Consider the following 23,340-nt stretch of genomic DNA (forward strand, 5'->3'; position numbering starts at 1 on the left):
ACCCCGGCACACGACCCTCGTCGCGCCGCTGCCCGCCAGTTCCGGGCAGGGGACTTTCACGGGGGAATGACCAGACCCCGGCACACGACCCTCGTCGCGCCGCTGCCCGCCAGTTCCGGGCAGGGGACTTTCACGGGGGATGACCTGACCCCGGCATGCGACCCCTGTCGTGCCGGGGTCCCTCAGGGTTTCGAGGGGGGAACTTTCAGGGGGAATACGGGTGCCCGAGGGCAGGTTGAGTCGAGTAGGCTCAAGCTGTTTGACAAACACCCCGGGCATTCGTACGTTGAGTCTGACCGACTCAACTTTAACTACAGGGACGTACTCATGGCACGTGCGGTAGGTATCGACCTTGGGACGACCAACTCCGTCGTCTCGATCCTCGAGGGCGGTGAGCCCACCGTCATCGCCAACGCGCAGGGCTCGCGGACCACGCCGTCCGTGGTCGCCTTCGCTAAGAACGGCGAAGTCCTGGTCGGCGAGGTCGCCAAGCGACAGGCCGTCACCAACGTGGACCGGACCATCCGCTCCGTCAAGCGGGAGATGGGCACCAACTGGTCCCAGGAGATCGACGGCAAGAAGTTCTCCCCCCAGCAGATCAGCGCCTTCGTGCTGCAGAAGCTGAAGCAGGACGCCGAGGCCTACCTGGGCGAGAAGATCACCGACGCGGTGGTCACCGTTCCGGCCTACTTCAACGACGCGCAGCGCCAGGCCACCAAGGAGGCCGGCACGGTCGCGGGCCTCAACGTGCTGCGCATCATCAACGAGCCCACCGCGGCGGCCCTCGCCTACGGGCTCGACAAGGAGCAGGACCAGACGATCCTGGTCTTCGACCTCGGCGGCGGCACCTTCGACGTGTCCCTGCTCGACGTCGGCCAGGAGGACGGCCACGGCTTCGTCGAGGTCAAGGCGACCTCCGGCGACAACCACCTCGGTGGTGACGACTGGGACCAGCGGGTCGTCGACGAGCTGGCCAACCGGTTCAAGAACGCCCACGGCGTCGACCTGTCCAAGGACAAGATGGCGCTCCAGCGTCTGCGTGAGGCCGCCGAGAAGGCCAAGATCGAGCTGTCCAGCCAGGCCGAGACCAACATCAACCTGCCCTACATCACCGCCTCCTCCGAGGGCCCGCTGCACCTCGACGAGAAGCTGACCAGGGCCGAGTTCCAGCGGCTGACCGCCGACCTGCTCGAGCGGACCAAGGGCCCGTTCCACCAGGTCATCAAGGACGCCGGCATCAAGATCAACGACATCGCCCACGTGGTGCTCGTCGGCGGCTCGACCCGCATGCCCGCCGTCTCCGAGCTCGTCAAGGAGCTGACCGGCGGCAAGGAGCCCAACAAGGGCGTCAACCCGGACGAGGTCGTCGCCATCGGCGCCGCCCTGCAGGCCGGTGTGCTCAAGGGTGAGGTCAAGGACGTCCTGCTGCTCGACGTGACCCCGCTGTCGCTGGGCATCGAGACCAAGGGCGGCATCTTCACCAAGATCATCGAGCGCAACACGACGATCCCGACCAAGCGCTCCGAGGTCTTCACCACGGCCGAGGACAACCAGCCGTCGGTGCAGATCCAGGTCTACCAGGGCGAGCGCGAGATCGCTTCGTACAACAAGAAGCTGGCCACCTTCGAGCTGACCGGCATCGCCCCGGCGCCGCGCGGCATCCCGCAGATCGAGGTCACCTTCGACATCGACGCCAACGGCATCGTCAACGTCTCCGCCAAGGACCTGGGCACGGGCAAGGAGCAGACGATGACGATCACCGGCGGCTCCGCGCTGCCGAAGGACGACATCGAGCGGATGATGCGCGAGGCCGAGTCCTACGCCGACGAGGACAAGAAGCGCCGCGAGGAGGCCGAGGTCCGCAACAACGCCGACGGGCTCGCCTACCAGACGGAGAAGTTCCTCCGCGAGAACGACGACAAGGTCCCCGGCGAGATCAAGACCGAGGTCGAGGAGTCACTGGCCGAGCTGAAGAAGGCTCTGGAGGGCACCGACACCGACGTCATCCGCAACTCGGCCGAGAAGCTCGCCACCGTCAGCCAGAAGATGGGCTCGGCGATCTACGCGCAGAGCCAGGCCCAGCAGCCCGGCGGCGAGGGCGCCCCGCAGGACGCCGCGGCCGGCGAGCAGCAGAAGGCCGATGACGACGTGGTCGATGCCGAGATCGTCGACGAAGACCAGCCGAAGAAGGACAAGTGATGCCGACGCGTGACAACGGGCACGACGAGCCGGTGATCCGCGACAACCGCAAGATCGACCCGGAGACGGGCCAGGTGCGCGAACGACCGCAGGACCAGGACGCTCCCCCTCCTCCCGCCGCCAGTGAGGCGGCGGCGCAGGACGGAGACCTGCTGGCGCAGCTCTCCGAGCGGACGTCCGACCTGCAGCGTCTCCAGGCGGAATACACCAACTACCGCAGGCGGGTCGAACGTGACCGCGGAGCCGTGCGGGAGCAGGCCGTCGCGAGCGCCCTCCAGGAGCTCCTGCCCGTGCTCGACGACATCGGCCGGGCGCGTGATCACGGCGAGCTCACCGGCGGCTTCGCGAAGGTGGCAGAGTCACTGGAAGCGGCCGTCACCAAGCTCGGGCTCAACTCCTTCGGCCAGAAGGGCGACCCGTTCGACCCGACCGTCCACGAGGCGCTGATGCACAGCTACTCGCCGGACGTCACCGAGCCGACCGCAATCGAGGTGCTCCAGCCCGGTTACCGAATGGGTGAGCGGGTGCTCCGCCCGGCGCGGGTGGCCGTGGCGGAGCCAGAAGACGCCCCCCCGGCGTCCGACGACGACAACTGACGAAGAACGAAGGGCGATAGATGAGCACCAAGGACTACCTGGAGAAGGACTACTACGCCGTCCTTGGTGTGCCCAAGTCAGCCACGGCCGATGACATCAAGAAGGCCTACCGCAAGCTGGCCAGGCAGTACCACCCCGACACCAACCAGGGCGACGTGGCCAAAGAGGCCAAGTTCAAGGAGATCTCCGAGGCCAACGACGTCCTGTCCGACAGCAAGCGCCGCAAGGAATACGACGAGGCGCGCACGCTGTTCGGGTCCGGGGTGGGGGCCCAGCGTCCCGGCAGTGGCGGCTTCCCGTTCGACTTCGGCGACCTGTTCGGGGGCACCGCCAACCAGCAGCAGCAGGGCCACGGGGCGGGTGAGCGGCTCGGCGACCTGTTCGGCGGGCTGTTCAACCGCGGCGGCGGCTCGACCCGTACGACCAGCGCCACGAGGCCGCGGCGTGGCCAGGACGTCGAGTCCGAGGTCACGCTCACGTTCACCGAAGCGGTCGACGGCTCCACGGTGTCGCTCAGGCTGACCAGCTCGGCCGCCTGCACGGCCTGCAGCGGCACCGGGGCCAAGGCCGGCACCACCCCGCGGGTCTGCCCGACCTGCGAGGGCACCGGGGCGGCCAGCCGCAACCTGGGCAACTTCGCCTTCTCCGAGCCCTGCCGCGACTGCAAGGGCCGCGGCCTGCTCGTGGACGACCCCTGCCCCGTGTGCGAGGGCAGCGGCCGGGCCAAGAGCACCCGCAACATCCAGGCACGCATCCCCGCAGGGGTGGCCGACGGACAGCGGGTCAAGCTCAAGGGCAAGGGCGCCCCGGGCGAGAACGGCGGCCCGGCCGGCGACCTCTACATCCTCACGCACGTCAAGCCGCACGCCGTCTTCGGCAGGACGGGCGACAACCTGACCATCACGGTGCCGGTGACGTTCTCCGAGGCCGCGCTCGGCGCCGAGATCAAGGTGCCGATACTCAAGGGGCTGCCGGTCACGCTGCGCATCCCGACGGGCACGCCCAACGGCCGTACGTTCAGGGTCCGCGGCAGAGGCGTCGCCCGCAAGGACGGCACCAAGGGCGACCTGCTCGCCACCGTCGAGGTGCTCGTCCCCCAGACACTGGACGACAAGTCCCGCGAGCTCCTCACGGAGTTCAACACCGCGACGGCGGGCGAGGACCCGCGGGCTGATCTCATACAGAGAGCCAGAAGCGAGTAGCCGATGGACGCCAACTATTTCGACCTGTCAGACGAGACTCCGGTCTATGTGATCTCGGTGGCCGCGCAGCTATCGGGCCTCCATCCGCAAACCTTGCGGCAGTACGACCGGCTCGGACTGGTTTGTCCAGGCCGCACGGCGGGGCGCGGCCGCCTCTACTCCACCCGCGACATCATCCAGCTCCGCGAGGTCCAGCGGCTCTCCCAGGAGGAGGGCATCAACCTCGCGGGCATCAAGCGGATTCTCGAGCTCGAGAACGAGGCTCTGCGGCTGCGTGAGGAGGTTCACCGCCTCCGCGCCGAGATGCAGATGGTCAGGGCGCTGATCCGCTACGAGCTGCCACCGGGGGCCTAGAACACATGGACTACAAGCTCACCCAGAAGAGCCAGGAAGCTCTCTCCGGGGCCATGCGGCGTGCCGCCGCGGAGGGCAATCCGGAGATCGCGCCCGCCCACCTGCTGACCACCCTGCTCGCCCAGACGGGCGGCACCGCCATACCTCTGCTCGAAGCCGTCGGCGCCGATTGGAAGACGCTGCGCGCCAAGGCCGAGGAGCAGCTCGCCGCGCTGCCGAAGGCGCAGGGCTCCACCGTGAGCGCGCCGTCGAGCTCGCGCCAGCTGCTGACCGTGATCAACACCGCCGCGCAGCGGGCCAAGCGGCTCGAAGACGACTACGTCTCCACCGAACACCTGCTCGTGGGCCTGGCCACCGACGGCGGCCAGGCCGCCGAGCTGCTGAAGTCCCAGGGAGCGACTCCGCAGGCGCTGCTCGACGCCTTCGAGAAGGTACGCGGTCACGCCCGCGTCACCAGTGAGACGCCCGAGGACACCTACCAGGCTCTGGAGAAGTACGGCGTCGACCTGACCGAGCACGCCCGCAACGGCAAGCTCGACCCGGTCATCGGCCGCGACTCCGAGATCCGCCGGGTCGTGCAGGTGCTGTCGCGGCGCACCAAGAACAACCCGGTGCTGATCGGCGAGCCCGGCGTCGGCAAGACCGCCGTCGTCGAGGGCCTGGCCCAGCGCATCGTGGCCGGCGACGTGCCGGAGTCGCTGCGCAACAAGCGGCTCATCTCGCTCGACCTCGGCGCGATGGTCGCGGGCGCCAAATACCGCGGGGAGTTCGAGGAGCGGCTCAAGGCCGTGCTCTCCGAGATCAAGGAGAGCGACGGGCAGATCGTCACGTTCATCGACGAGCTGCACACGGTCGTCGGGGCGGGCGCCGCCGAGGGCGCGATGGACGCGGGCAACATGCTCAAGCCCATGCTGGCCCGCGGTGAGCTCCGCATGATCGGCGCCACGACGCTCGACGAATACCGCGAGCGCATCGAGAAGGACCCCGCGCTCGAGCGCCGCTTCCAGCAGGTCTACGTCGGCGAGCCCACGGTCGAGGACACGATCGCGATCCTGCGCGGGCTCAAGGGCCGCTACGAGGCCCACCACCAGGTCCAGATCGCCGACAGCGCGCTGGTCGCCGCCGCCGCGCTCTCCGACCGCTACATCACCAACCGCTTCCTGCCCGACAAGGCCATCGACCTGGTCGACGAGGCCGCCTCCCGGTTGCGCATGGAGATCGACTCGCGTCCCGTCGAGATCGACCAGCTCCAGCGCAACGTCGACCGGATGAAGATGGAGGAGCTGGCGCTGTCCAAGGAGACCGACGAGGCCTCCATCCAGCGGCTCGAACGCCTGCGCAAGGAACTGGCCGACCGCCAGGAGGAGCTCAACGCCCTCGTCGGCCGCTGGGAGCTCGAGAAGGCCGGCCTCAACAAGGTCGGCGAGCTGAAGAAGCAGCTCGACGAGGCCAGGAGCGGCGCCGAGCGGGCGCAGCGCGACGGCGACTTCGAGGCCGCCTCCCGGCTCATGTACGCCGAGGTGCCGCGCCTGGAGCAGGCTCTGCGGGCCGCCTCCGACGCCGCGACGCCCGACAACGCCATGGTCAAGGAGGAGGTCGGCGCCGACGACATCGCCGAGGTCATCTCCTCCTGGACGGGCATCCCGGCGGGGCGCCTGCTGGAGGCTGAGACGGCCAAACTGCTGCGGATGGAGGAGGAGCTGGGGCGGCGCCTCATCGGGCAGCAGCAGGCCGTACAGGCCGTCTCGGATGCCGTACGCCGGAGCCGGGCCGGGATCTCCGACCCCGACAGGCCCACGGGCTCGTTCCTGTTCCTCGGCCCGACGGGTGTCGGCAAGACCGAGCTGGCCAAGGCGCTGGCGGAGTTCCTGTTCGACGACGAGCGGGCGATGACCCGCATCGACATGAGCGAATACTCCGAGAAGCACAGCGTCGCCAGGCTCGTCGGCGCGCCTCCCGGCTACGTCGGCTACGAGGAGGGCGGCCAGCTCACCGAGGCCGTCCGGCGGCGGCCCTACACGGTCGTGCTGCTCGACGAGGTGGAGAAGGCCCATCCCGAGGTCTTCGACATCCTGCTGCAGGTGCTCGACGACGGCCGGCTGACCGACGGCCAGGGCCGTACCGTCGACTTCCGCAACACGATCCTGATCCTCACCTCCAACATCGGCTCGCAGTTCCTGGTCGACCCCAAACTGGCCAACGGCGCCAAGCGCGAGGCCGTGATGGGCGCGGTGCGCAACTCGTTCAAGCCGGAGTTCCTCAACCGGCTCGACGACGTGATCCTGTTCGACGCGCTCGGCTCGGAAGAGCTGACGCGCATCGTCGACCTCCAGGTCGAACGCCTGGCCCAGCGGCTGGCCGACCGCCGGCTCACGCTGGAGGTCACCGACGCGGCCCGCGAGTGGCTGGCGCTCACCGGCTACGACCCGATGTACGGGGCGCGCCCGCTGCGCCGCCTGGTCCAGTCGGCGATCGGCGACAAACTGGCCAAGGCCGTGCTGTCGGGCGAGGTCGTGGACGGCGACCGGGTCCTGGTGGACCTGGGCGACGACGAGCTCTCCATCGTCCGCGGCTGAGGCCTGGCACGTGACGCCCGGGAACCGGTTGGTTTCCGGGCGTCGTCGTTCCACGGCGGGTGGGCAGGCTCACGCCACCACCGCGCCGGTCACGTCCGCCCTTCCGTGGCGTCCCTCGTCAGGACACCAGGGCGTCGAGGTCGTCTTCCGGTAGGCCGAGGTCCACCCTGATGCGATAGCGGGTACGCAGCAGGGCCACCTGCTCGGGGTCGTCCTCGTCGCAGGCCAGCACCGCCTGGGTCGCCCACTCGTGCCCAGCCCGCAGGTCACCGTAGGCGACCAGGGTCTCGGCGATCGTGTGGGCGGTCGCCGTGGTGGCTCCGCCCTCCGCACGGATGGTCTCGATGACCTCCCTTGCCTCGTCCGGCCGGTCGAGCTCGAAGAGCGTGTCGGCGATGCCGGCTCGCGGGTCGATGCTCGACTCGCCTCCGTCCTCCATCGCACGCTGGAAACACTCCATCGCACGCGCGGGCTGTCCCGCCGCCCGCCATTCCTCGGCGGCCAGAACCAGGATGGATGCCCTGGAAACGTCGCCCGTCGAATAGCCGAGCGCGACGTCGTACAGCCGCTTGGCCAGCGAACCGTGGTCGTCGGCCAGCAGTGCCTGCTCTAGCAGGCGATCAAGGTGCTCACGGGTCACATGCGCCACACCGCGAGACTACCGAGCCGCTTGCGGTTTTGCCCGGTCAATGCACATCGCGGATCTCGCACGGGTTCGGCAACGTAGCGTTAAAGTCTGACTACAGTCAGCGTGTCTGTGCTGGTCGGAGGGGATATTACCGTCGCGCTCGTCCGCCAGTGGAGGGAGTCGCGATGGGCCTGTCCAGGCAGATAACCTTCATTTTGGTCTGCCTCGTCGTGCTGTCCGCCGTGATTCCGGGTGCGGTCGGTTACCTTTCGGCCCGTCTGGAGGCCATCGAATCGGCGGAGCGAAACCTGCACGCGCTTGAGGCGAGGCTGCACACCAGGATGGTCAGGGAGGCCCGTGACGCACGGTCGGTGACGTTCCTGACACCGTGCGCGCCGGGCACCGACACCTCTCGCACCCAGCCGCACCCGCCGCCCGCCGCCGCGCTCGTCCCGGAATCAGGCGACCGGCTCCAGTCCATGTACGACCCTCACGGCTCGACTCCCGCCTGGCTGCCGGAGCTCCTCAGAGAGCTACACGCGGCCCACTGAACGCCCAGCAGCCCGGCGAGTGACGCTCACGAGGGCCGTGACCCTTCTGGCGAGCGACGCTTCACGAGGGCCGTGGCCCTTCTGGCGAGCGACGCTTCACGAGGGCCGTGACCCTTCGTCGCGGGCCAGGATGCCTCCCGAAGGCCAGGACTTGAGCTGGCGGGACAGGAAGCCGCGGATCAGCTGCTTGGCCGCCTCGATGATCTCCGGTGCGCCGTCCGGATCGCGGCGGAAGGCCAGCTTCAGCACCGCGTCGCCCGCTTCGACCGCGACCAGCACGGCCATGTCGAGCTCCTGGCTGTCGGCCAGCCCGAACTCCTTCAGCAGCAGCCCGCGCAGCCGCCCGGCGATCACCATGTTGTTGTCGGAGTCGGAGTCGAGCAGGTTGAGGTCGACCACGTCGCCGAAGCGCAGATTCCTGAACCCGGGCACGCTCCGGTGCATGTCGACGAACTCGTCGATGATCGCGTCGACCGCCTCCCACCAGCCGCGGTAGTCCTCTTCGAGGAACCGGCGGCCGACGCGGGAGACGAACTGCTCGACGTTGCGCCGGGTCAGCTCCTGCGTGATGGCTCGCTTGTCGGGAAAGAACTGGTAGACCGACCCGATCGCGACGCCGGCTCGCTCGGCGATGCGGGTGGTGGAGAGCCCCTCGTAGCCGATCTCGTCGAGCAGCTCGGCACACGCGTCGAGCATCCGCTCGACGCGGCGGGCACTGCGGCGCTGCGTCGGCCGTCGCCGGAGCGATTTGGGCGCCGCGCAGCCGTCTTCAATCATCGGGGAGGACACGTGCTCCATCTTCCCCCCAAGTGCACGATCGTTACCTGGCGAATGGCGGATTTCTCGTGACGCCGGTCACTCTCGCGAACCGCCGCAGCGCTCCCGGCGAGATCCTCGACAGCGCGTAGCCGATCTTCCCCTCCGCGTTGACCGGGACAACGGCCTGGTCACGGTGTACGGCGCGCAGGATATGAGCGGCGACGCGCTCGGGCGGGTAGCCGCGGCGAGTCAGCCCTTGTTCGGCCGATTCCCTGATGTCCGGTCCGACGTACGTGGCGTTGCGCGCGATGGGTGTGGACACGAAACCGGGGCAGATCACGCTGACGCCGATGCCCTGCCCGGCCAGCTCCGCTCTCAGGCAGTCGCTCAGCATCTTCACCGCCGCCTTCGAGGTCGAGTAGGCGGGCAGCAGCCGCGACGGTACGAACGCGGCCAGCGAGGCGACGTTGACGATGTGACCGCCTTCTCCGTGTTCGACCATCTGGGCGGCGAACAGCCGGCAGCCATGGATGACGCCCCACAGGTTGACGTCGAGGGTCCTGCGCCAGTCGTCGGCCGAGTGGTCGAGGAACGGCCCACTGACCGCGATCCCGGCATTGTTCACCACAATGTCCGGCACTCCATACTCAGCGCGGATATTTCTGGCGAAGTCTTCCATCTGGGTGGTGTCGGCGACATCGACCCGTACGGCGTGTGCCGTACCGCTGAGGTCCTTGGCGATGCCGTCAGCCGTACGAGCCGCCGCTTCGCCGTCGAGGTCCGCGCAGACGACCTCGGCGCCGTGCGCCGCGAAGGCCCGCGCGGTGGCGCGCCCGATGCCGCTGCCGGCACCGGTGATCACCACCAACTGCCCGTGAAAGGCCTTGCGTCCCTCCTCGATGCGGGCCCCGCGCAGGCTCCTGGTGGGCGCGCCGCCGTCGGCGTGGGTGGCGAACTCGGCGATCATCCTGGCGATGACGTCGGGGTGGCTGCGCTGGACCCAGTGCCCGGCCGCGATCTTGCGATGCCAGAACTTGGGCACCCCCTCCCCCAGCGAGGCCAGCAGCGCCGGGCCGACGAACGGATCCCGCGTCGCCTCTATGAGCTGAACGGGCACGGCGACGGTCGGACCGCCCCCAGGACGGCCGTCGCCGCCCTCGGATCGATCGACCACCTCACCGCCCGGTCGGCCAGCCACCTCAGCACCCACTCCGCCCGACAGATCCCCGCCCGGCCGGCGGGACACATCCCCGCCGAAGTGGCCGGGCACGTCGCCGCCAGAGTGGGCGGAGCCCATGTTGCTCCGGTAGAGGCGCAGCCCGTTGCGGGCGTCGCTCCTCAAGGTATCGGCCGGGTGGCCCGGCCTGGGCTCAAGGCCATCACCCCGCCGCATCGACCGCTCCAGAACGCGCGGCATGAACGTGCTCCAGGCCAGCTCGGGCAGCACCGGGAGCCGGAAGGCGCCGATGTACCAGGACCTGACCGCCTGCGACAGGACGTCGCGCCGCCTGCCGTGCCGCATGAAGTGGCGTGCCCGCGCGAGCCCGGGACCGCCGAAGCTGGTGAAGGAGGCGATGCGGTCCCGGAGGCCGGGACGGGTCACGGCGTCCCAGCCCTGCAGCGAGCCCCAGTCGTGCCCGACGAGGTGGACCCGGGGCTTGCCGATCGCGTCGAGCACCGCCGCCAGATCGCCCGCGAGCCGGTGGAGGGCGTAGTCGCCGGTGTGGCGCGGGGCCGTCGAGGCGCCCGCCCCGCGTACGTCGTAACGGACCACGTGGAAGCGGTCGCGCAGCCGCTCGGCGACCTCGTCCCAGACCCGGTGCGTGTCCGGATAGCCGTGGATGAGGAGAATCGTGGGGTCGCCGGGATCGCCTTCCTCGAAGACCGCCAGCCGTACGTCATCGGACTCGACCCAGCGCATGGCGACCTCCTATTGGACGTGGTGTCCAATGATAGATCTCGTCAAGGGCGGGCTGCCAGCCCCGTACAGGATCGCAGGGCCCGCCAGTCGGCCACCGCCTGCGTCTTGGCCGTGCCCGTCATCGGGATCGGTATACCCCCCTGGATGGTGGCGGGCGTCCACTGGTCCTTGAGCACCTTGCGGCCCTTGATGGTGAGCGTCAGCACGCCGGTCCTGCCGGTGGTGCCGGGCGTGGAGTTGTAGAAGAGAAAGTTGCCCAGGCCGTAGCTGACGTAGCCGTTGCCGACGTACCCGGCGCCGAGGAGGATGTGCGCGTGCCCGCCGACCACGACGTCCGCGCCCGCCTTGACCAGCTTCGGGCCGAGAGCGAGCTGCGCCGGGTTGGGGCACTTCTGCATCTCGGTGCCCCAGTGCAGGTGCACGATGACGGTGTCGGAGTTCTTGCGCGCCTGCCGTACGGCCTGGAGCAGGCGGTCCTCGTCCTTGGCCGACGCGAGCCCGCCCTTGGTGGACGTCGCCGTCCACGCCTGGATGAACTCGGCGTCGAGCACCTGCGTGGCCCCGATGATGGAGACCCGGTTGCCGTTGACGGTCTTCCTGAACGGCTTGTAGGCCTGCGTGGAGTTCGCCCCGATGCCCACGATCGGGAACTTGCTCCGCTTGATCGCCGCCAGCGAGTCGGCGAGCCCGGTCTCCATGTAGTCCATGCCGTGGTTGTTGGCCATCGACGCCACGTCGACCCCGGCGGCCTTCAGCGCGCCGAACGCCGTGTCGGGCGCCCTGAACGTGTACTGCTTGCCCGGCGCGGGCGTGCCACCCGTCGTGATCGCCGTCTCCAGGTTGACCATCGCCAGGTCGGCCGCGCGCAGCACCTGCGCGATCGGTCCGAGCGCCGTGCGCGGCGCGGCGAGCCGGTTACGGAGCCCGCCCTCGAAGTGCACGTCCCCGCCGAACGCGATCGTGTACGGCTTCCGCGTGGGGGCGGCGGGCTTGGTAACGGCCGCTTCCTTCGGTTTCTCCGCCGCCTGTTCGCTCTTCGGCGGCTGCTCCGGCTTGGCCGCCGAGCACGCGGCGGCCGAGGCCAGCATGACGGCGAGGGGCGCCGCGAGAAGGGGGCGGGGGACTCTCATGTGCGGCTACTTCCGCTCGATCCTGACTTTCAGCCATCGAGCATGCCATGAGCGGAGGAATCGCGCGCGGCCCTATAGGCGCTGACCTTCGGTCATGAGGCCGGTCATAGGCCGAGACGCCGCAGGGTCACAACGTCCAGGCAGCGCCAGCCGTGGAGCGGGGTCACGACGTCGAGGCAACGCCGGCCATGAGGCGGGTCATGGCGTCGAGGCACCGCTGGTCCTGCGGCGAGTAGACGATCATGCGGGTCTCCGGCGCAGACGAGAGGTGGAAGCTGGTCGTGCTGAAGCCGATCCGGCCCATCTCACGGTGCTCGTAGGTCTTCACCCGCGGCCCGGGCTCGGCCACGTCCTGCCTGGCCCACAGCCTGGCGAACTCGGCGCTCTCCGCGGCGAGCCGCCGGACGAAGTCCTGCCAGCAAGGGTCGTCGGTGTGGCGGCTGTAGGCACCCCTGAAGACGGCGACGGCGCGCGGCAGCTCCTGGTCGCGGTTGACGAGCATGGTCGTCCACGAAGGGCTGAGGAACGTCTGCCAGAGCGAGTTGCGTTCGCCCTCCGGTGCGTCGACGATCTCGGGGAAGATCGTCGCGTAGGCGGGGTTCCAGGCCAGCACGTCACAGCGGCTGTTGGTGATGCACGCGGGCATCGCGCCGAGCTGGTCGAGTATGGCCTGCATCTCCGGCGTCACCTGGGCGGAGCCGGCCAGGACGGGTGTGCCCGGCTGTCCCGCCAGCCGGTAGAGGTGCTCCCGCTCGGCGGTGTCGAGCCGGAGCGTACGCGAGATCGCGTCGAGCACCTGGCTGCTGGCGTTGATCGGCCGTCCCTGCTCCAGCCACGTGTACCAGGTGACGCCCACCCCGGCGAGCTGCGCGACCTCCTCGCGGCGCAGGCCGGGCGTACGCCTGCGGGGACCCGGCGCCAGATCCACCATCTCGGGGGTGATCCGCTCGCGCCGGGTGCGCAGGAACGCCGACAAATCGGAGCGCCTTGCCTCTGTCACGGTCACCCCTTCACTATGGTGGAACGGGCGTCAGCCATCCAGGTAGCACTAATACCAGTATAAAGGGGCTCTCGTTACTGGTACTGGTTTGCCGTCAGAATCGATCTATGACCCAATCCGCTCCTGTCGCTCCCCCGATCCCGGCCATACAGCCGGAGAAGGGCAAGGCCAGCGGGCTGCTCCTGGCGATCATCCTCGTAGGGCAGTTCCTGGCCATCTTGAACGTCAACATCGTCAACGTGGCCACCCCGACCATCGAGGCCGATCTGCACTCATCAGGTGCCGGGCTGCAGATGATCGTGGCGGGATACACCATCGTCTACGCCGTCCTGTTGATCACCGGTGCCCGGCTGGGCGATCTGCTCGGCTATCGCAAGGCCTTTCTCGCCGGGCTCGCCTTCTTCACGCTCACCACGCTGGCCGCGGGGCTCGCGCCGACGACCGGCACGCTGGTCGCCGCCCGGCTCGCCCAGGGCGCCGGGGCCGCGCTGATGATGCCCCAGGTCATGACCTTGATCCAGCACAACTACCAGGGCGCGGCCAGAGGCCGGGCGCTGGGCCTGTGGTCGGCCGTGGTGAGCGGCGGCATCGTGGTCGGTCAGGCGCTCGGCGGGATCCTGCTCGGGCTCGGCGCCGGCTGGCGGATCGTCTTCCTCGTGCTGGTGCCGATCGGCGCGCTGCTGTTGGTCGCGGGGCTTCGGGTGCTCCCCGCCGACCACGGTGGCGGCCAGGGCGGGCTCGACCCGTGGGGTCTGGTGAGCCTGTCGGCCGCCGTGCTGCTCTTCGTGGTGCCGCTCGTGCTGGGCAGGGACCTCGGCTGGCCGCTGTGGGGCTGGGCCTCGATGGCGCTGAGCGCGGTGGTCTTCGTGGTGTTCGTCCGCGTCGAGCGCTGGGTGACGAGCCGTGGCGGGCGCCCGCTGGTCAACGCGCGCGTGCTGCGCGCGCCCGGTATGCGGCCGGGGCTCGCCGTGCTGCTGCTCGGGCCGGCCACCTGGGGCGCGTTCCTGTTCACCTCGGCGCTGCACCTGCAGGGCGACCTGCGCCTGTCGCCGCTGGCCTCGGGCATGATGCTGGTGCCGTGCGCTCTGGCGTTCGCGCTCGTGGGGCTCTGCTGGCCGCTGCTGCCGCCCGGCCTCCAGCGCTCGCTCGTGCCCTTCGGCTACGTGGTGGCCGCGCCGGCCTACTTCGGCCTCGGGCTCGCCTCCGGAGGCGGCCTCCTGTACGCGGTCATGAGCGCGCTCATCGGCGGCGGACTCGGCGTGCAGGTCGCGGTGACCAACATGGCGACCCAGCAGGTGGACGACGTCTACGCCGCCGACGCGAGCGGGGCGCTCCTCACCGTGATGCAGCTCGGCCAGGTGATCGGGGTGTCGACCGTGGGCACGCTGTTCATCTCACTGTCCCAGGGCGGGGGCACCGGCTCCGCCTCGATGGCGACTGCCGTGGCGCTCGCGGCGCTGGCCGTACTGGCCGGGGTGAGCTCGATCTTCTTGGTACGGCGTCGCTGAGACACGTACCGGTCCTCCTTGGTATGGGGGCACCTGAAACCTGTACCCGGCACGGCTGAGACCTGTACCAGTCCTTTACTTGAACCATTCAGGTTTATCGCTAGCGTGTCCGGATATGGGGGACAACGACCAAATTCGCCAGGGGGCTGCGGGTGACCGCGGCCCGCGTGGCGATCATGCGGACCGTGCGCGAAGGCGACCACCTCGACGTGGAAGCCGTCCACCACGGCGTGCTCGACCGTGTGGGTCAGGTGTCCCTTCAGGCCGTCTACGACTCACTGCACGCGCTGCACCAGGCCGGACTGCTCCGCAAGATCGAACCCATGGGCAGTCCGGCGCGCTACGAGGCCGGGGTGGGTGACAACCACCACCACCTCGTCTGCCGGCGCTGCGGCGGCATGGCCGAGGTCGACTGCGCGACCGGGATCGCCCCGTGTCTGGTGCCCGTCGACGCGGCCGGATTCGTCGTGGACGAAGCCGACGTCACCTTCTGGGGCGTCTGCCCGAACTGTCAACGATGATTTTCGGAGGACCGCGCTGATGACGAACAGGCCTATCTCCACCGACGACGCCGGCATACCCGCGCCGAGCGACGAGCACTCGCTCTCCGTCGGCCCCAACGGCCCACTTCTTATGCAGGATCACTATCTGATCCAGAAAATGGCGCACTTCAACCGGGAACGTGTTCCCGAGCGCGTCGTACACGCCAAAGGTGGCGGCGCCCACGGCGTCATGCGGATCACCGAGGACGTCAGCCAGTTCACCAAGGCCGGCCTCTTCCAGAAGGGCAAGGAGACCCCGCTCTTCCTGCGCTTCTCGACCGTCGCCGGCGAACTCGGCAGCCCCGACACCGCCCGCGACCCGCGCGGGTTCGCGATCAAGTTCTACACCGAAGAGGGCAACTACGACCTCGTCGGCAACAACACCCCGATCTTCTTCATCCGCGACCCGCAGAAGTTCTCCGACTTCATCCACAGCCAGAAGCGCCGGGCCGACAACCACCTGCGTGACAACAACATGCAGTGGGACTTCTGGACCCTGTCGCCGGAGTCGGCGCACCAGGTCACGTTCCTCATGACCGATCGTGGCATCCCCGCCTCGTGGCGGCACATGCACGGCTTCGGCTCGCACACCTTCCTCTGGTACAACGCCGGGGGCCAGAAGTTCTGGGTGAAGTACCACTTCAGGACCGAGCAGGGCATCAAGAACTACACCGGCGAAGAGGCCGCCGCGCTGCTCGTCGACCCCGACCACCACATCCGCGACCTGCACACGGCCATCGAGGCGGGCGACCACCCGTCGTGGAAGGTGAACGTGCAGATCATGCCGTTCGAAGCCGCGGCCGACTACCGCTTCAACCCGTTCGACCTCACCAAGGTGTGGCCGCACGAGGACTACCCCGAGATCACGATCGGCAGGTTCACCCTGAACCGCAATCCGCGCAACTACTTCGCGGAGGTCGAGCAGGCCGGCTTCGAGCCGTCGAACCTGGTGCCCGGCATCGGCGCCTCCCCGGACAAGATGCTGCAGGGCCGCCTGTTCTCCTATCCCGACACGCACCGCTACCGGATCGGCCCCAACTACCTGCAACTGCCGATCAACCAGCCGCGCGCCGCGGTCGACTCCTACAACTTCGACGGTCCGATGACCTTCAGGAACTCGCAGGACCCGGTGTACGCCCCCAACAGCGTCAACGGCCCGGCGGCGGACCCGGCGTTGTACGAGGGTGAGAACTACCAGGTGGCCGGCGAGATCATCCGGTCCGCGTACACCAAGCACGCCGAGGACGACGACTACGTCCAGCCGCGCGCCCTCTGGGAGAACGTGCTGTCCGACACGGACCGCGCGCACCTGGTGAGCAACATCGTCGGGCACGCCTCGGCCCCCGAGGTCACCTCGGAGATGAAGCAGCGCGTCGTGGAGTACTGGAACAACATCCACAAGGACCTAGGCCAGGGCGTCTCCCACGGCCTCGGCCTCTCCTGACGCCGACCCGAGGTCGCACGCGAAACAGCCCGCGCCCATATGCGGCGCGGGCTGTTCGCGTTGTGGGTGGTCCAAATGGGGGGCAGAGGGCTCTTCGGCTGGAGTCGTCAGACCGTACTCCGCGATTGAGGACTGATCCTCTGCTTCGAACAAGGTGTGGCTAGTTGATCTCCAAGGCGGTTCGGGCCAAGATATGAAGATCTTCGGATCTCGTGTACAAGGTCGATCTGGAGTGCGTGGCGGCCCTGATGGTGTTGTGCTAGCAACCTGCCAGGGCCGTTTTTCATGAAGCGGTAGCGGCGAGCGAGTTCAGGTCGAACTCGCCATCGCGAACCCCGGCCGTGAAGGCGGCCCATTCACTCGGCGTGAAGACCAGGACGGGACCGTCCTGCTCCTTGCCGTCTCGCAAAGCGACGTTTCCGTCGGCAAGCGGTGCGACTTCGACGCAGCTGCTCGCGCCGTTGCAGAAGCTGCTCTTCTGCCAGTTCGCTACCACGGGATCGATGTACATTTTCTCCCCAAACGGGCGAAAGGGGCACCATTGCCCCTTGTTGTGATCTTTGTTGCTAGCCCCGCCACATCATGGCCTTGCGCTGGATGAGGACACGTGACTCGTCCTCGTCAAGCGCTTGGGACTCGATGTAGTCGAAGGCTGTCTCGTATCCAGCCACACGTTCGAGGTCCTCGACGAAGTGGGCCGTGTAGAGCTGCTCCAGGTATACAACATCGTCGAATTCCGCGAACTTCAGGTGGATGAACGCCCCTGTGTTGACGGGGTGCAACGCATCCGTCGCCAGCACCTGCACGCTGACGTGCGGCAGCAGAGACATCTCCAGGAGATGCTCCATCTGCGCACGCATGACCGAGGGCTCACCGAAACGCCGCATCAGAGCCGGCTCGTCGAGCACGAAGCGTAGCTGCGACGGCTGTGGACGGTGTAATACCCGCTGCTGCCGATCTTGGCGCGCCTCGACCCGGCTCCGGACACCGCTGTGCGTGATCCGTGAGATGCCACGGACGGAGAGGACGATCTCCCGTGCGTAGTCCTCGGTCTGGAGGAGACCAGGCACGATCTGGGGTTCCCAGTTGCGCTGGAATGTCGCCTCCGCTTCCAGCCCGAGGAATCTTGTGTATTCCTCCGGGAGGGCGTCTTCGTAATCTTCCCACCACCCACGCTGATCCGCATCCCTCAGCAGGGCGAAGAGTTCGTCACGTTTCTCACTGTCGATCTTGTACAGCTCTGCCATGGCCTTGATGTCCTCGGCACTTGGCATGGTCTTGGCTGCTTCGATTCGGCTGATCTTGCTGGGACTCCAGCCCAGGTCGCCAGCCGCTCTGGCCCCCGTCAGCTTCTTTCGCTCGCGAAGGCGGCGTAGCTCCTGACCGAGTCTGAGCCTGCGAACAGTCGGACTGCCCTGCTGCGATGGCACCGTCCACTCTCCTCGTCGGGAATGAAGGTGAATGAAGGTGAAGGTGTAACAGAGAAAGGCCACTTAGCCGTTCGGTCAATCTTACACTGCAACTTGCACGAGCACTGCCACTGAGGCTTGCCGCAAGGGTTTCACGGAGTGAGCGCAAGGGGCAAGAGGGCGCGACCTGGGGTGGGGCCGCATCCGATGGTTCCCCTCATCCCGCCCTTGCCACAGACCACCTGACAGTTGGCGTGCAAGTTGCATCCACAGATGCACCGCAAACTATCAAGCAAGGACCGAAGAAAACTAAATCTTCTCTTGCTGAATGTATTGCACCGGGCCCATCCGGGAGAGACGATCGAGCTCTGGAAGGTAACCGAGGGATGGGGGGCCGAGATGACGACACGGCCTACCACACCGGGCCTACCGCTCTTCATCGCTGGCGGCCACGCGGGCCGCACCTCCGGCAACGTCGCCGTCCCGGATCTGAATCTCTGCCCCAGGGAGGCCGCTTGCCGGAAGGACCCCGCACGCATCTGACTGACCGCAGCACATGTCGCTCATTCGAGCACGCAGAAAGCTCATGCGAGCACGCAGAAACACGAAGAAGCCGGACCCAGGCTGACCACCTATTAGCCGCTCAAAAGGGCTGCCACCCTGCGGCGATACCGGTCATCAGCCTGCGATCCAGCGAAAGAACCCACCTCGAGTAATGCCGCGAAAGAGGTGTTCCATGTACTCACAAGGTACCAAGGGACTCAGCCGAATCAAGACCCGGATCCGGGAACTCATGGCATGGGCGGATCGAGAAATCTGCATGGAGCCGGACGAGTTCGCCTACCGGCGCGACTGGACCGTCGCCAAGACCGGATTCGGCGCCCGTCGCTACCGCGACCCCCGATTCGACCAGCTCACGATCCCCTCCCGAATCGCCGAGGAGGTGTCCTGAGATGTCGAGGAACCCGCGCAACCAGATCTACCCCGCCAACGAGGACCTGCCGCCCGCCCGTACCGGGCTGCCGGCCAGGCTCTGGCGAATCCGTACCGAATTGCTGCTGATCGGGGCGCTCACCCTGTTCGTGCTGACCCTGCTGGGTGGGACCCAGCAAGGCCGGTGGTGGCCGTTCATCATGCTGACCAGCGCGATCTCCGCGCCCGCGGTGACCAGGACCGGTCGCAACTGGGTGACGGCGCACTTCTGGTGCGTGGCGTCCAGGCACCGGCTGCAGAAGACCTGCCTGGAGACCACCATGCACACCCGCGCGGGCCGGATCCCGCTGGTGTTGTGGATCACGCCCACGCGTACGGGCGAGAAGGCCCTGGTGATGACCAGGGCGGGCATCTCCGCCGCGGAGTTCGAGGCTTACGCGGAGGAGATCGCGGCGGCGTGCTGGGCCAGGAGCGCCAACGTCTACCGGCATCGCAAGTGGGCGCACCTGCTGATCGTGGAGATCGTCCGGCGTGACGAGTTGCCCGGCGCCGCCTCCCCCGGACTCGACCGGCTCTACGGCCGCGCCTGGACCTCTCTGCGGACCGACCTCGAGGAGCCCCCTGATCTGGCCAGGCCGTTCGCCCTGCCGCAGGTCGGCTGACGGCCTGCCCATGACCTGGAGAGTGGCGGCTCGGGCCTGGGCCGAACGCTCTCCAGTGCAAGCCCCGGAGACCGCGGGGGCTCCGGGGCTTCCCCATGTGTGCCGTACGAGCCAAGATGAGTTCAACCGACGAACTCAGGAGCCGTGATGACGTCGACCGTTCACCGGACCTGTCCCCTGTGCGAGGCCGTGTGCGGCCTGACACTCACCCTCGACGAAGGCGGGCACGTGACGAGCGTGCGGGGCGACAAGGACGACCCGTTCAGCAAGGGCTTCATCTGCCCCAAGGGCGCCAGCCTGGGCCGCCTGGACGAGGACCCCGACCGGCTGCGCAAGCCGCTGATCAGGGAGGGCGGGCTCTGGCGCGAGGTCGGCTGGGACGAGGCGTTCGCCGCCGTCAAGCAGGGCCTCGACCAGGTCACGGAACGGCACGGCCGCCAGTCGGCCGGCGTCTATCTCGGCAATCCCAACGTGCACAACATGGCGGGCCAGCTTTACGGCACGCCGCTGCTCAAGGCACTCGGCACCCGCAACATCTTCTCGGCCAGCACCGCCGACCAGATGCCCAAGCACGTCGCCAGCGGGCTGATGTTCGGCCATCCGCTCGCCGTCCCGGTGCCGGACCTCGATCGGACCGACTACCTGCTCATGCTGGGCGCCAACCCGCTGGAGTCCAACGGCTCACTGTGCACCGCGCCCGACTTCCCCGGCCGCCTCAAGGCGCTGCGCGCCCGCGGCGGCCGGTTCGTCGTGGTCGACCCCCGCCGCACCAGGACCGCCGGACTGGCCGACGAGCACGTGTTCGTACGGCCGGGCACCGACGCCTACCTGCTCTTCGGGATCGCGCACACGCTCTTGGCCGAGGACCTGACCACGGTGGCCCACGAGGTCAACGGCCTGGAGCAGTTACGCGAGGCGGCCAAGCACTTCCCGCCCGACGTGGTGTCCCGCCGCACCGGCGTGCCCGCCGAGGTGATCGTCCGGCTGGCCAGGGAGCTGGCGGCGGCCAGGACGGCGGCCGTCTACGCCAGGATCGGCACGTGTACGGCCGAGTTCGGCACGCTGGCCCAGTGGCTGGTGGACGTGCTCAACGTCCTCACCGGCAACCTCGACCGGCCCGGCGGGGCCATGTTCGCCAAACCCGCCACCGAGTTCGGCCTGGGCCGCCGGCCCTACACCATGGGCCGGTGGAAGAGCCGGGTCAGGGGCCTGCCCGAGGCCAACGGCGAGTTGCCGGTCGCCACGCTCGCCGACGAGATCGAGACACCCGGCGACGGGCAGATCCGCTTCCTCCTCACCGTGGCGGGCAATCCGGTGCTCTCCGCGCCGCACGGCCCCCGGCTCGACGCGGCTTTCGGGCGGCTCGACTTCATGGTCAGCGTCGACCCCTACCTGAACGAGACCACCAAGCACGCGAACGTCATCCTGCCGCCGCCGCGGGCCCTCCAGTCGGGGCACTACGACTTCGCCCTGCTCAACTTCGCGGTGCGCAACTACACCCGCTACTCGCCGCCGTCGCTGCCGCTGGACGGGCAGCCGTCGGAGGCGCAGATCCTGGCCAGGCTGACCGTGATCGCTTCCGGGCTGGAGAGCGATCTCGACGAGTTCGTCCTCGGCCAGATGCTGCGCAAGGCGGTCGGCCTGCCGGGCTCGGGCGTGGAGGGGCGCGACGTGGCCGAGCTGCGGGCCGCGCTCGAAGGCGATTGCGGGGCCGAGCGCCGGCTCGACCTGATGCTCAAGCTGGGCCCGTACGGAGAGTGGGCGGGCAAGGGCGACCTGTCACTGCGCAAGCTGCTCGACAACCCGCACGGGCTGGATCTCGGGCCGCTGGAGCCGCGGCTGGGCGAGGTGCTGAGGACCGCCTCCGGGGCGATCGAGCTCGCGCCGCCGCAGCTCATCGAGGATGTGGAGCGGCTGCGCGGCGGGCTGGAGCAGGAGCCGCCGGACATCGTCCTGATCGGGCGGCGCCACCTGCGCTCCAACAACAGCTGGCTGCACAACGTGGGCCCGCTGGTCGGCGGCAGCAACACCTGCACGCTCCAGATCAACCCGGCCGACGTGGCCAGGCTCGGACTGGACGGGGAGGCCCTGGTCCGCTCGGCCACGGGAGAGCTCAGGGTGCCGCTCGAACCCACCGACACGATCATGCCCGGCGTGGTCAGCCTGCCCCACGGCTGGGGACACGCGGGCAGCGCTCAGCTGGTCGCCGCCGAGCACGCGGGGGTCAGCGCGAATGTGCTGACCGATGAGTCGGCAATAGACGTTCCGTCGGGAAATGCCGTGTTCAATGGGGTTCCGGTGACGATTTTGCCAACCGGGGTGATCACCGCACATTAAGGTGTCGCGCGTGACTATCGCACCAGCAGAGGACCGCCTGACCGCCCAGATCGCCTTCGCCGTCGAGATTGACAAGTTGAAGCGGATCATCCGCCGCAACCATCTCATGGACGGCTCACGGCGAGAGAACGACGCAGAGCACTCCTGGTACGTAGGCATGCTGGCCATGGTCTTGGGCGAGCACGCGCCACCCGGGACCGACATCCAGCGGGTGGTGTCCATGCTGCTCGTGCACGACCTGGTCGAGATCGACGCCGGTGACACCTTCGTCTACGACACGGCCGCGGTGGCCGCCCAGCCCGCCGCGGAGCGGGCCGCCGCGGACCGCATCTTCGCGCTGCTCCCGGGTGAGCAGGGGGCGGCGATGCGGGCGCTCTGGGACGAGTTCGAGGCCAGGGAGACGCCGGAGGCGAAATTCGCCCGAGCGCTCGACCGCTTCGCGCCGATCCTGGCCAACCACCACACCGAGGGCGGCACCTGGCCGCTGTTCAAGGTGACGGCCGCGCAGGTCAAGGAGAAGGTGCGGCTCATCGAGGACGGCTCGCCGTCACTCGGGGCGTACGCGCTCGAACTGGTCGAGCTCTCCATCGCCAGGGGGCACCTGTCCGAGTGATGCCCTTATGGCCGGGGTAGGGGACTTGTCGTGAAAGAGAAAGTGCGAGCGAGAAGGCGGCAGTCGCGGCGTTTCGTGGGGCCGGTCGACCTGGCCGACCGGCTCGAGAGGTCCAAAGCCATGGACGAGCCGATCCGAGTGCTGGCCAAGGCCATACGCGACGGGATCCGGCCGGGACGGCTGCGCGACTGGCTGCACGGCGTGCCCACGGGCAAACCGCTGCACCCGCCGCTCGCCACCTTCAGCCTGGGCTGCTGGACGTCCACCGCGATGCTCGACTGGACCAACTCCGATCCTCGGGCCGCTCGGCTGCTGCTGGCCATGGGCCTCGGCAGCGCGCTGCCCACCGCGGCCGCCGGCCTGACCGACTGGTCGTCTCTCCATCGCGAGCAGCAGCGTGTCGGCTTCGTCCACATGCTCTCGAACGTGACCGCACTGGGGTTCTTCTCCGCCTCGCTCGTGGCCCGGCTGCGCGGGAACGAGCGCGCCGGCAAGATGCTGACCGTCGCCGGTCTGGGCGCCGGAAGTCTCGGCGCCTACTTGGGCGGGAATCTGGCCTATCGGCAGGCGGCGGGCGCCAACCACGCGCCCCAGGTCACCCATCTCGTGCCGCTGGGCTGGCACGACCTTTGCCTGGTCAACGACCTGCCACCGGGCCGCCCGGTGTCGCGGCGGCTCGGTTACATCCAGCTCTTCGTGCTGCGGCACAGCTCGGGTGTCACCGTGCTCGCCGACCGGTGCTCGCACCTCGCGGGCCCGCTCCACCAGGGCCGGCTCGTCGTGGAGAACGGCGATCCGTGCGTGATATGCCCCTGGCACGGCAGCACGTTCCGGCTGATGGACGGCTCCGTCAAGCACGGTCCCGCGACCGCGCCCGCGCCCACCTTCGAGACCCGGATCCGCAGCGACGGCACGCTCCAGGTACGGCCCAGCTTGACCTGACCTGCTCCAGGTACGGCGAGCTTGACCTGAACAT

At 68.5% G+C, this 23,340-nt stretch carries 20 protein-coding genes and 1 pseudogene; 14 read left to right on the forward strand and 7 right to left on the reverse strand.

Annotation, left to right across the window (positions count from 1 at the left end):
* The first annotated feature begins 327 nt into the window (after nt 1–327).
* From dnaK to clpB, 5 genes and pseudogenes are all read left to right on the forward strand, one after another.
* Nucleotides 328–2,199, forward strand: coding sequence for a molecular chaperone DnaK (gene dnaK, locus AB0H88_RS44750; RefSeq protein WP_357655041.1), 1,872 nt, complete (start codon nt 328–330; stop codon nt 2,197–2,199).
* On the forward strand, nt 2,199–2,795 hold the full coding sequence (grpE, locus tag AB0H88_RS44755) for a nucleotide exchange factor GrpE (protein ID WP_357655043.1): 597 nt from the start codon (nt 2,199–2,201) through the stop codon (nt 2,793–2,795). Before dnaK ends, grpE begins: the two co-directional genes overlap by 1 nt.
* A 20-nt stretch (nt 2,796–2,815) precedes the next feature.
* A complete protein-coding gene (gene dnaJ / locus AB0H88_RS44760; RefSeq protein ID WP_357655045.1) occupies nt 2,816–3,997 on the forward strand; it encodes a molecular chaperone DnaJ in 1,182 nt (393 codons plus the stop codon).
* 3 nt (nt 3,998–4,000) lie between these two features.
* Nucleotides 4,001–4,306, forward strand: a pseudogene (locus AB0H88_RS44765) (helix-turn-helix transcriptional regulator); the annotation flags it as partial.
* Nucleotides 4,307–4,356: 50 nt separating this feature from the next.
* Nucleotides 4,357–6,927 (forward strand): ATP-dependent chaperone ClpB, encoded by a 2,571-nt coding sequence (gene clpB / locus AB0H88_RS44770; RefSeq protein WP_357655046.1) that lies wholly within the window; start codon nt 4,357–4,359, stop codon nt 6,925–6,927.
* A gap of 118 nt (nt 6,928–7,045) precedes the next feature.
* Here the strand turns inward: clpB and AB0H88_RS44775 are convergent, their stop codons facing one another.
* Nucleotides 7,046–7,576 carry a tetratricopeptide repeat protein gene (locus AB0H88_RS44775; RefSeq protein ID WP_357655048.1) on the reverse strand — a complete coding sequence of 177 codons (531 nt, stop codon included), beginning with the start codon at nt 7,574–7,576 and terminating at the stop codon, nt 7,046–7,048.
* Between the two features lie 164 nt (nt 7,577–7,740).
* Here AB0H88_RS44775 and AB0H88_RS44780 point away from each other — a divergent pair, with 164 nt between their 5' ends.
* Nucleotides 7,741–8,106 carry a hypothetical protein gene (locus tag AB0H88_RS44780; protein WP_357655049.1) on the forward strand — a complete coding sequence of 122 codons (366 nt, stop codon included), beginning with the start codon at nt 7,741–7,743 and terminating at the stop codon, nt 8,104–8,106.
* Nucleotides 8,107–8,202: 96 nt separating this feature from the next.
* Here AB0H88_RS44780 and AB0H88_RS44785 read toward each other — a convergent pair whose 3' ends face one another.
* From AB0H88_RS44785 to AB0H88_RS44800, 4 genes are all read right to left on the reverse strand, one after another.
* Nucleotides 8,203–8,883, reverse strand: a complete 681-nt coding sequence (locus tag AB0H88_RS44785; protein ID WP_357655107.1) for a TetR family transcriptional regulator — start codon at nt 8,881–8,883, stop codon at nt 8,203–8,205.
* A 43-nt stretch (nt 8,884–8,926) separates the two neighbouring features.
* Entirely contained in the window at nt 8,927–10,786 is a 1,860-nt protein-coding gene (locus AB0H88_RS44790) for an SDR family oxidoreductase (RefSeq protein ID WP_357655051.1), read from the reverse strand.
* Between the two features lie 41 nt (nt 10,787–10,827).
* Nucleotides 10,828–11,916 carry a CapA family protein gene (locus tag AB0H88_RS44795; protein WP_357655052.1) on the reverse strand — a complete coding sequence of 363 codons (1,089 nt, stop codon included), beginning with the start codon at nt 11,914–11,916 and terminating at the stop codon, nt 10,828–10,830.
* A gap of 163 nt (nt 11,917–12,079) precedes the next feature.
* Nucleotides 12,080–12,916 (reverse strand): helix-turn-helix transcriptional regulator, encoded by an 837-nt coding sequence (locus AB0H88_RS44800; protein ID WP_357655054.1) that lies wholly within the window; start codon nt 12,914–12,916, stop codon nt 12,080–12,082.
* 107 nt (nt 12,917–13,023) lie between these two features.
* On the opposite strand from AB0H88_RS44800, the gene AB0H88_RS44805 reads away from it, so the two are divergent.
* The 3 genes from AB0H88_RS44805 to AB0H88_RS44815 all read left to right on the forward strand — a co-directional run bounded on the left by AB0H88_RS44805 (nt 13,024) and on the right by AB0H88_RS44815 (nt 16,410).
* Nucleotides 13,024–14,424: an MFS transporter gene (locus AB0H88_RS44805; RefSeq protein WP_357655056.1), complete on the forward strand. Its 1,401-nt coding sequence runs from the start codon at nt 13,024–13,026 to the stop codon at nt 14,422–14,424.
* 176 nt (nt 14,425–14,600) lie between these two features.
* Nucleotides 14,601–14,945, forward strand: a complete 345-nt coding sequence (locus tag AB0H88_RS44810; protein ID WP_357655109.1) for a Fur family transcriptional regulator — start codon at nt 14,601–14,603, stop codon at nt 14,943–14,945.
* A gap of 19 nt (nt 14,946–14,964) precedes the next feature.
* Entirely contained in the window at nt 14,965–16,410 is a 1,446-nt protein-coding gene (locus AB0H88_RS44815; protein ID WP_357655057.1) for a catalase, read from the forward strand.
* A gap of 283 nt (nt 16,411–16,693) precedes the next feature.
* Here the strand turns inward: AB0H88_RS44815 and AB0H88_RS44820 are convergent, their stop codons facing one another.
* Both AB0H88_RS44820 and AB0H88_RS44825 read right to left on the reverse strand, forming a co-directional pair.
* Complete coding sequence (locus AB0H88_RS44820; RefSeq protein ID WP_357655058.1) at nt 16,694–16,921, reverse strand: DUF397 domain-containing protein; 228 nt, start codon at nt 16,919–16,921, stop codon at nt 16,694–16,696.
* Nucleotides 16,922–16,976: 55 nt separating this feature from the next.
* Complete coding sequence (locus AB0H88_RS44825; RefSeq protein WP_357655060.1) at nt 16,977–17,840, reverse strand: helix-turn-helix transcriptional regulator; 864 nt, start codon at nt 17,838–17,840, stop codon at nt 16,977–16,979.
* Nucleotides 17,841–18,639: 799 nt separating this feature from the next.
* On the opposite strand from AB0H88_RS44825, the gene AB0H88_RS44830 reads away from it, so the two are divergent.
* The 5 genes from AB0H88_RS44830 (at nt 18,640) to AB0H88_RS44850 (ending at nt 23,306) form a co-directional block, all read left to right on the forward strand.
* On the forward strand, nt 18,640–18,771 hold the full coding sequence (locus tag AB0H88_RS44830) for a hypothetical protein (RefSeq protein ID WP_357655062.1): 132 nt from the start codon (nt 18,640–18,642) through the stop codon (nt 18,769–18,771).
* A gap of 1 nt (nt 18,772) precedes the next feature.
* Nucleotides 18,773–19,414: a hypothetical protein gene (locus AB0H88_RS44835; protein ID WP_357655064.1), complete on the forward strand. Its 642-nt coding sequence runs from the start codon at nt 18,773–18,775 to the stop codon at nt 19,412–19,414.
* A 147-nt stretch (nt 19,415–19,561) separates the two neighbouring features.
* Nucleotides 19,562–21,751 carry a molybdopterin-dependent oxidoreductase gene (locus AB0H88_RS44840; RefSeq protein ID WP_357655065.1) on the forward strand — a complete coding sequence of 730 codons (2,190 nt, stop codon included), beginning with the start codon at nt 19,562–19,564 and terminating at the stop codon, nt 21,749–21,751.
* A 1-nt stretch (nt 21,752) separates the two neighbouring features.
* On the forward strand, nt 21,753–22,364 hold the full coding sequence (locus AB0H88_RS44845) for an HD domain-containing protein (protein WP_357655067.1): 612 nt from the start codon (nt 21,753–21,755) through the stop codon (nt 22,362–22,364).
* 30 nt (nt 22,365–22,394) lie between these two features.
* Nucleotides 22,395–23,306 (forward strand): Rieske 2Fe-2S domain-containing protein, encoded by a 912-nt coding sequence (locus AB0H88_RS44850; RefSeq protein WP_357655068.1) that lies wholly within the window; start codon nt 22,395–22,397, stop codon nt 23,304–23,306.
* Nucleotides 23,307–23,340: the final 34 nt, after the last annotated feature.

It is taken from the genome of Nonomuraea sp. NPDC050680, assembly GCF_040654555.1.
GTDB lineage: Bacteria > Actinomycetota > Actinomycetes > Streptosporangiales > Streptosporangiaceae > Nonomuraea.

What these genes read in the sequence shown, in the direction of transcription:
- dnaK (WP_357655041.1), top strand. Translation starts at nt 328, where the DNA reads ATGGCACGTGCGGTAGGTATCGACCTTGGGACGACCAACTCCGTCGTC.
- grpE (WP_357655043.1), top strand. Translation starts at nt 2,199, where the DNA reads ATGCCGACGCGTGACAACGGGCACGACGAGCCGGTGATCCGCGACAAC.
- dnaJ (WP_357655045.1), top strand. Translation starts at nt 2,816, where the DNA reads ATGAGCACCAAGGACTACCTGGAGAAGGACTACTACGCCGTCCTTGGT.
- clpB (WP_357655046.1), top strand. Translation starts at nt 4,357, where the DNA reads ATGGACTACAAGCTCACCCAGAAGAGCCAGGAAGCTCTCTCCGGGGCC.
- AB0H88_RS44780 (WP_357655049.1), top strand. Translation starts at nt 7,741, where the DNA reads ATGGGCCTGTCCAGGCAGATAACCTTCATTTTGGTCTGCCTCGTCGTG.
- AB0H88_RS44785 (WP_357655107.1), bottom strand. Translation starts at nt 8,883, where the DNA reads ATGATTGAAGACGGCTGCGCGGCGCCCAAATCGCTCCGGCGACGGCCG.
- AB0H88_RS44790 (WP_357655051.1), bottom strand. Translation starts at nt 10,786, where the DNA reads ATGCGCTGGGTCGAGTCCGATGACGTACGGCTGGCGGTCTTCGAGGAA.
- AB0H88_RS44795 (WP_357655052.1), bottom strand. Translation starts at nt 11,916, where the DNA reads ATGAGAGTCCCCCGCCCCCTTCTCGCGGCGCCCCTCGCCGTCATGCTG.
- AB0H88_RS44805 (WP_357655056.1), top strand. Translation starts at nt 13,024, where the DNA reads ATGACCCAATCCGCTCCTGTCGCTCCCCCGATCCCGGCCATACAGCCG.
- AB0H88_RS44810 (WP_357655109.1), top strand. Translation starts at nt 14,601, where the DNA reads ATGCGGACCGTGCGCGAAGGCGACCACCTCGACGTGGAAGCCGTCCAC.
- AB0H88_RS44815 (WP_357655057.1), top strand. Translation starts at nt 14,965, where the DNA reads ATGACGAACAGGCCTATCTCCACCGACGACGCCGGCATACCCGCGCCG.
- AB0H88_RS44820 (WP_357655058.1), bottom strand. Translation starts at nt 16,921, where the DNA reads ATGTACATCGATCCCGTGGTAGCGAACTGGCAGAAGAGCAGCTTCTGC.
- AB0H88_RS44830 (WP_357655062.1), top strand. Translation starts at nt 18,640, where the DNA reads ATGGAGCCGGACGAGTTCGCCTACCGGCGCGACTGGACCGTCGCCAAG.
- AB0H88_RS44835 (WP_357655064.1), top strand. Translation starts at nt 18,773, where the DNA reads ATGTCGAGGAACCCGCGCAACCAGATCTACCCCGCCAACGAGGACCTG.
- AB0H88_RS44840 (WP_357655065.1), top strand. Translation starts at nt 19,562, where the DNA reads ATGACGTCGACCGTTCACCGGACCTGTCCCCTGTGCGAGGCCGTGTGC.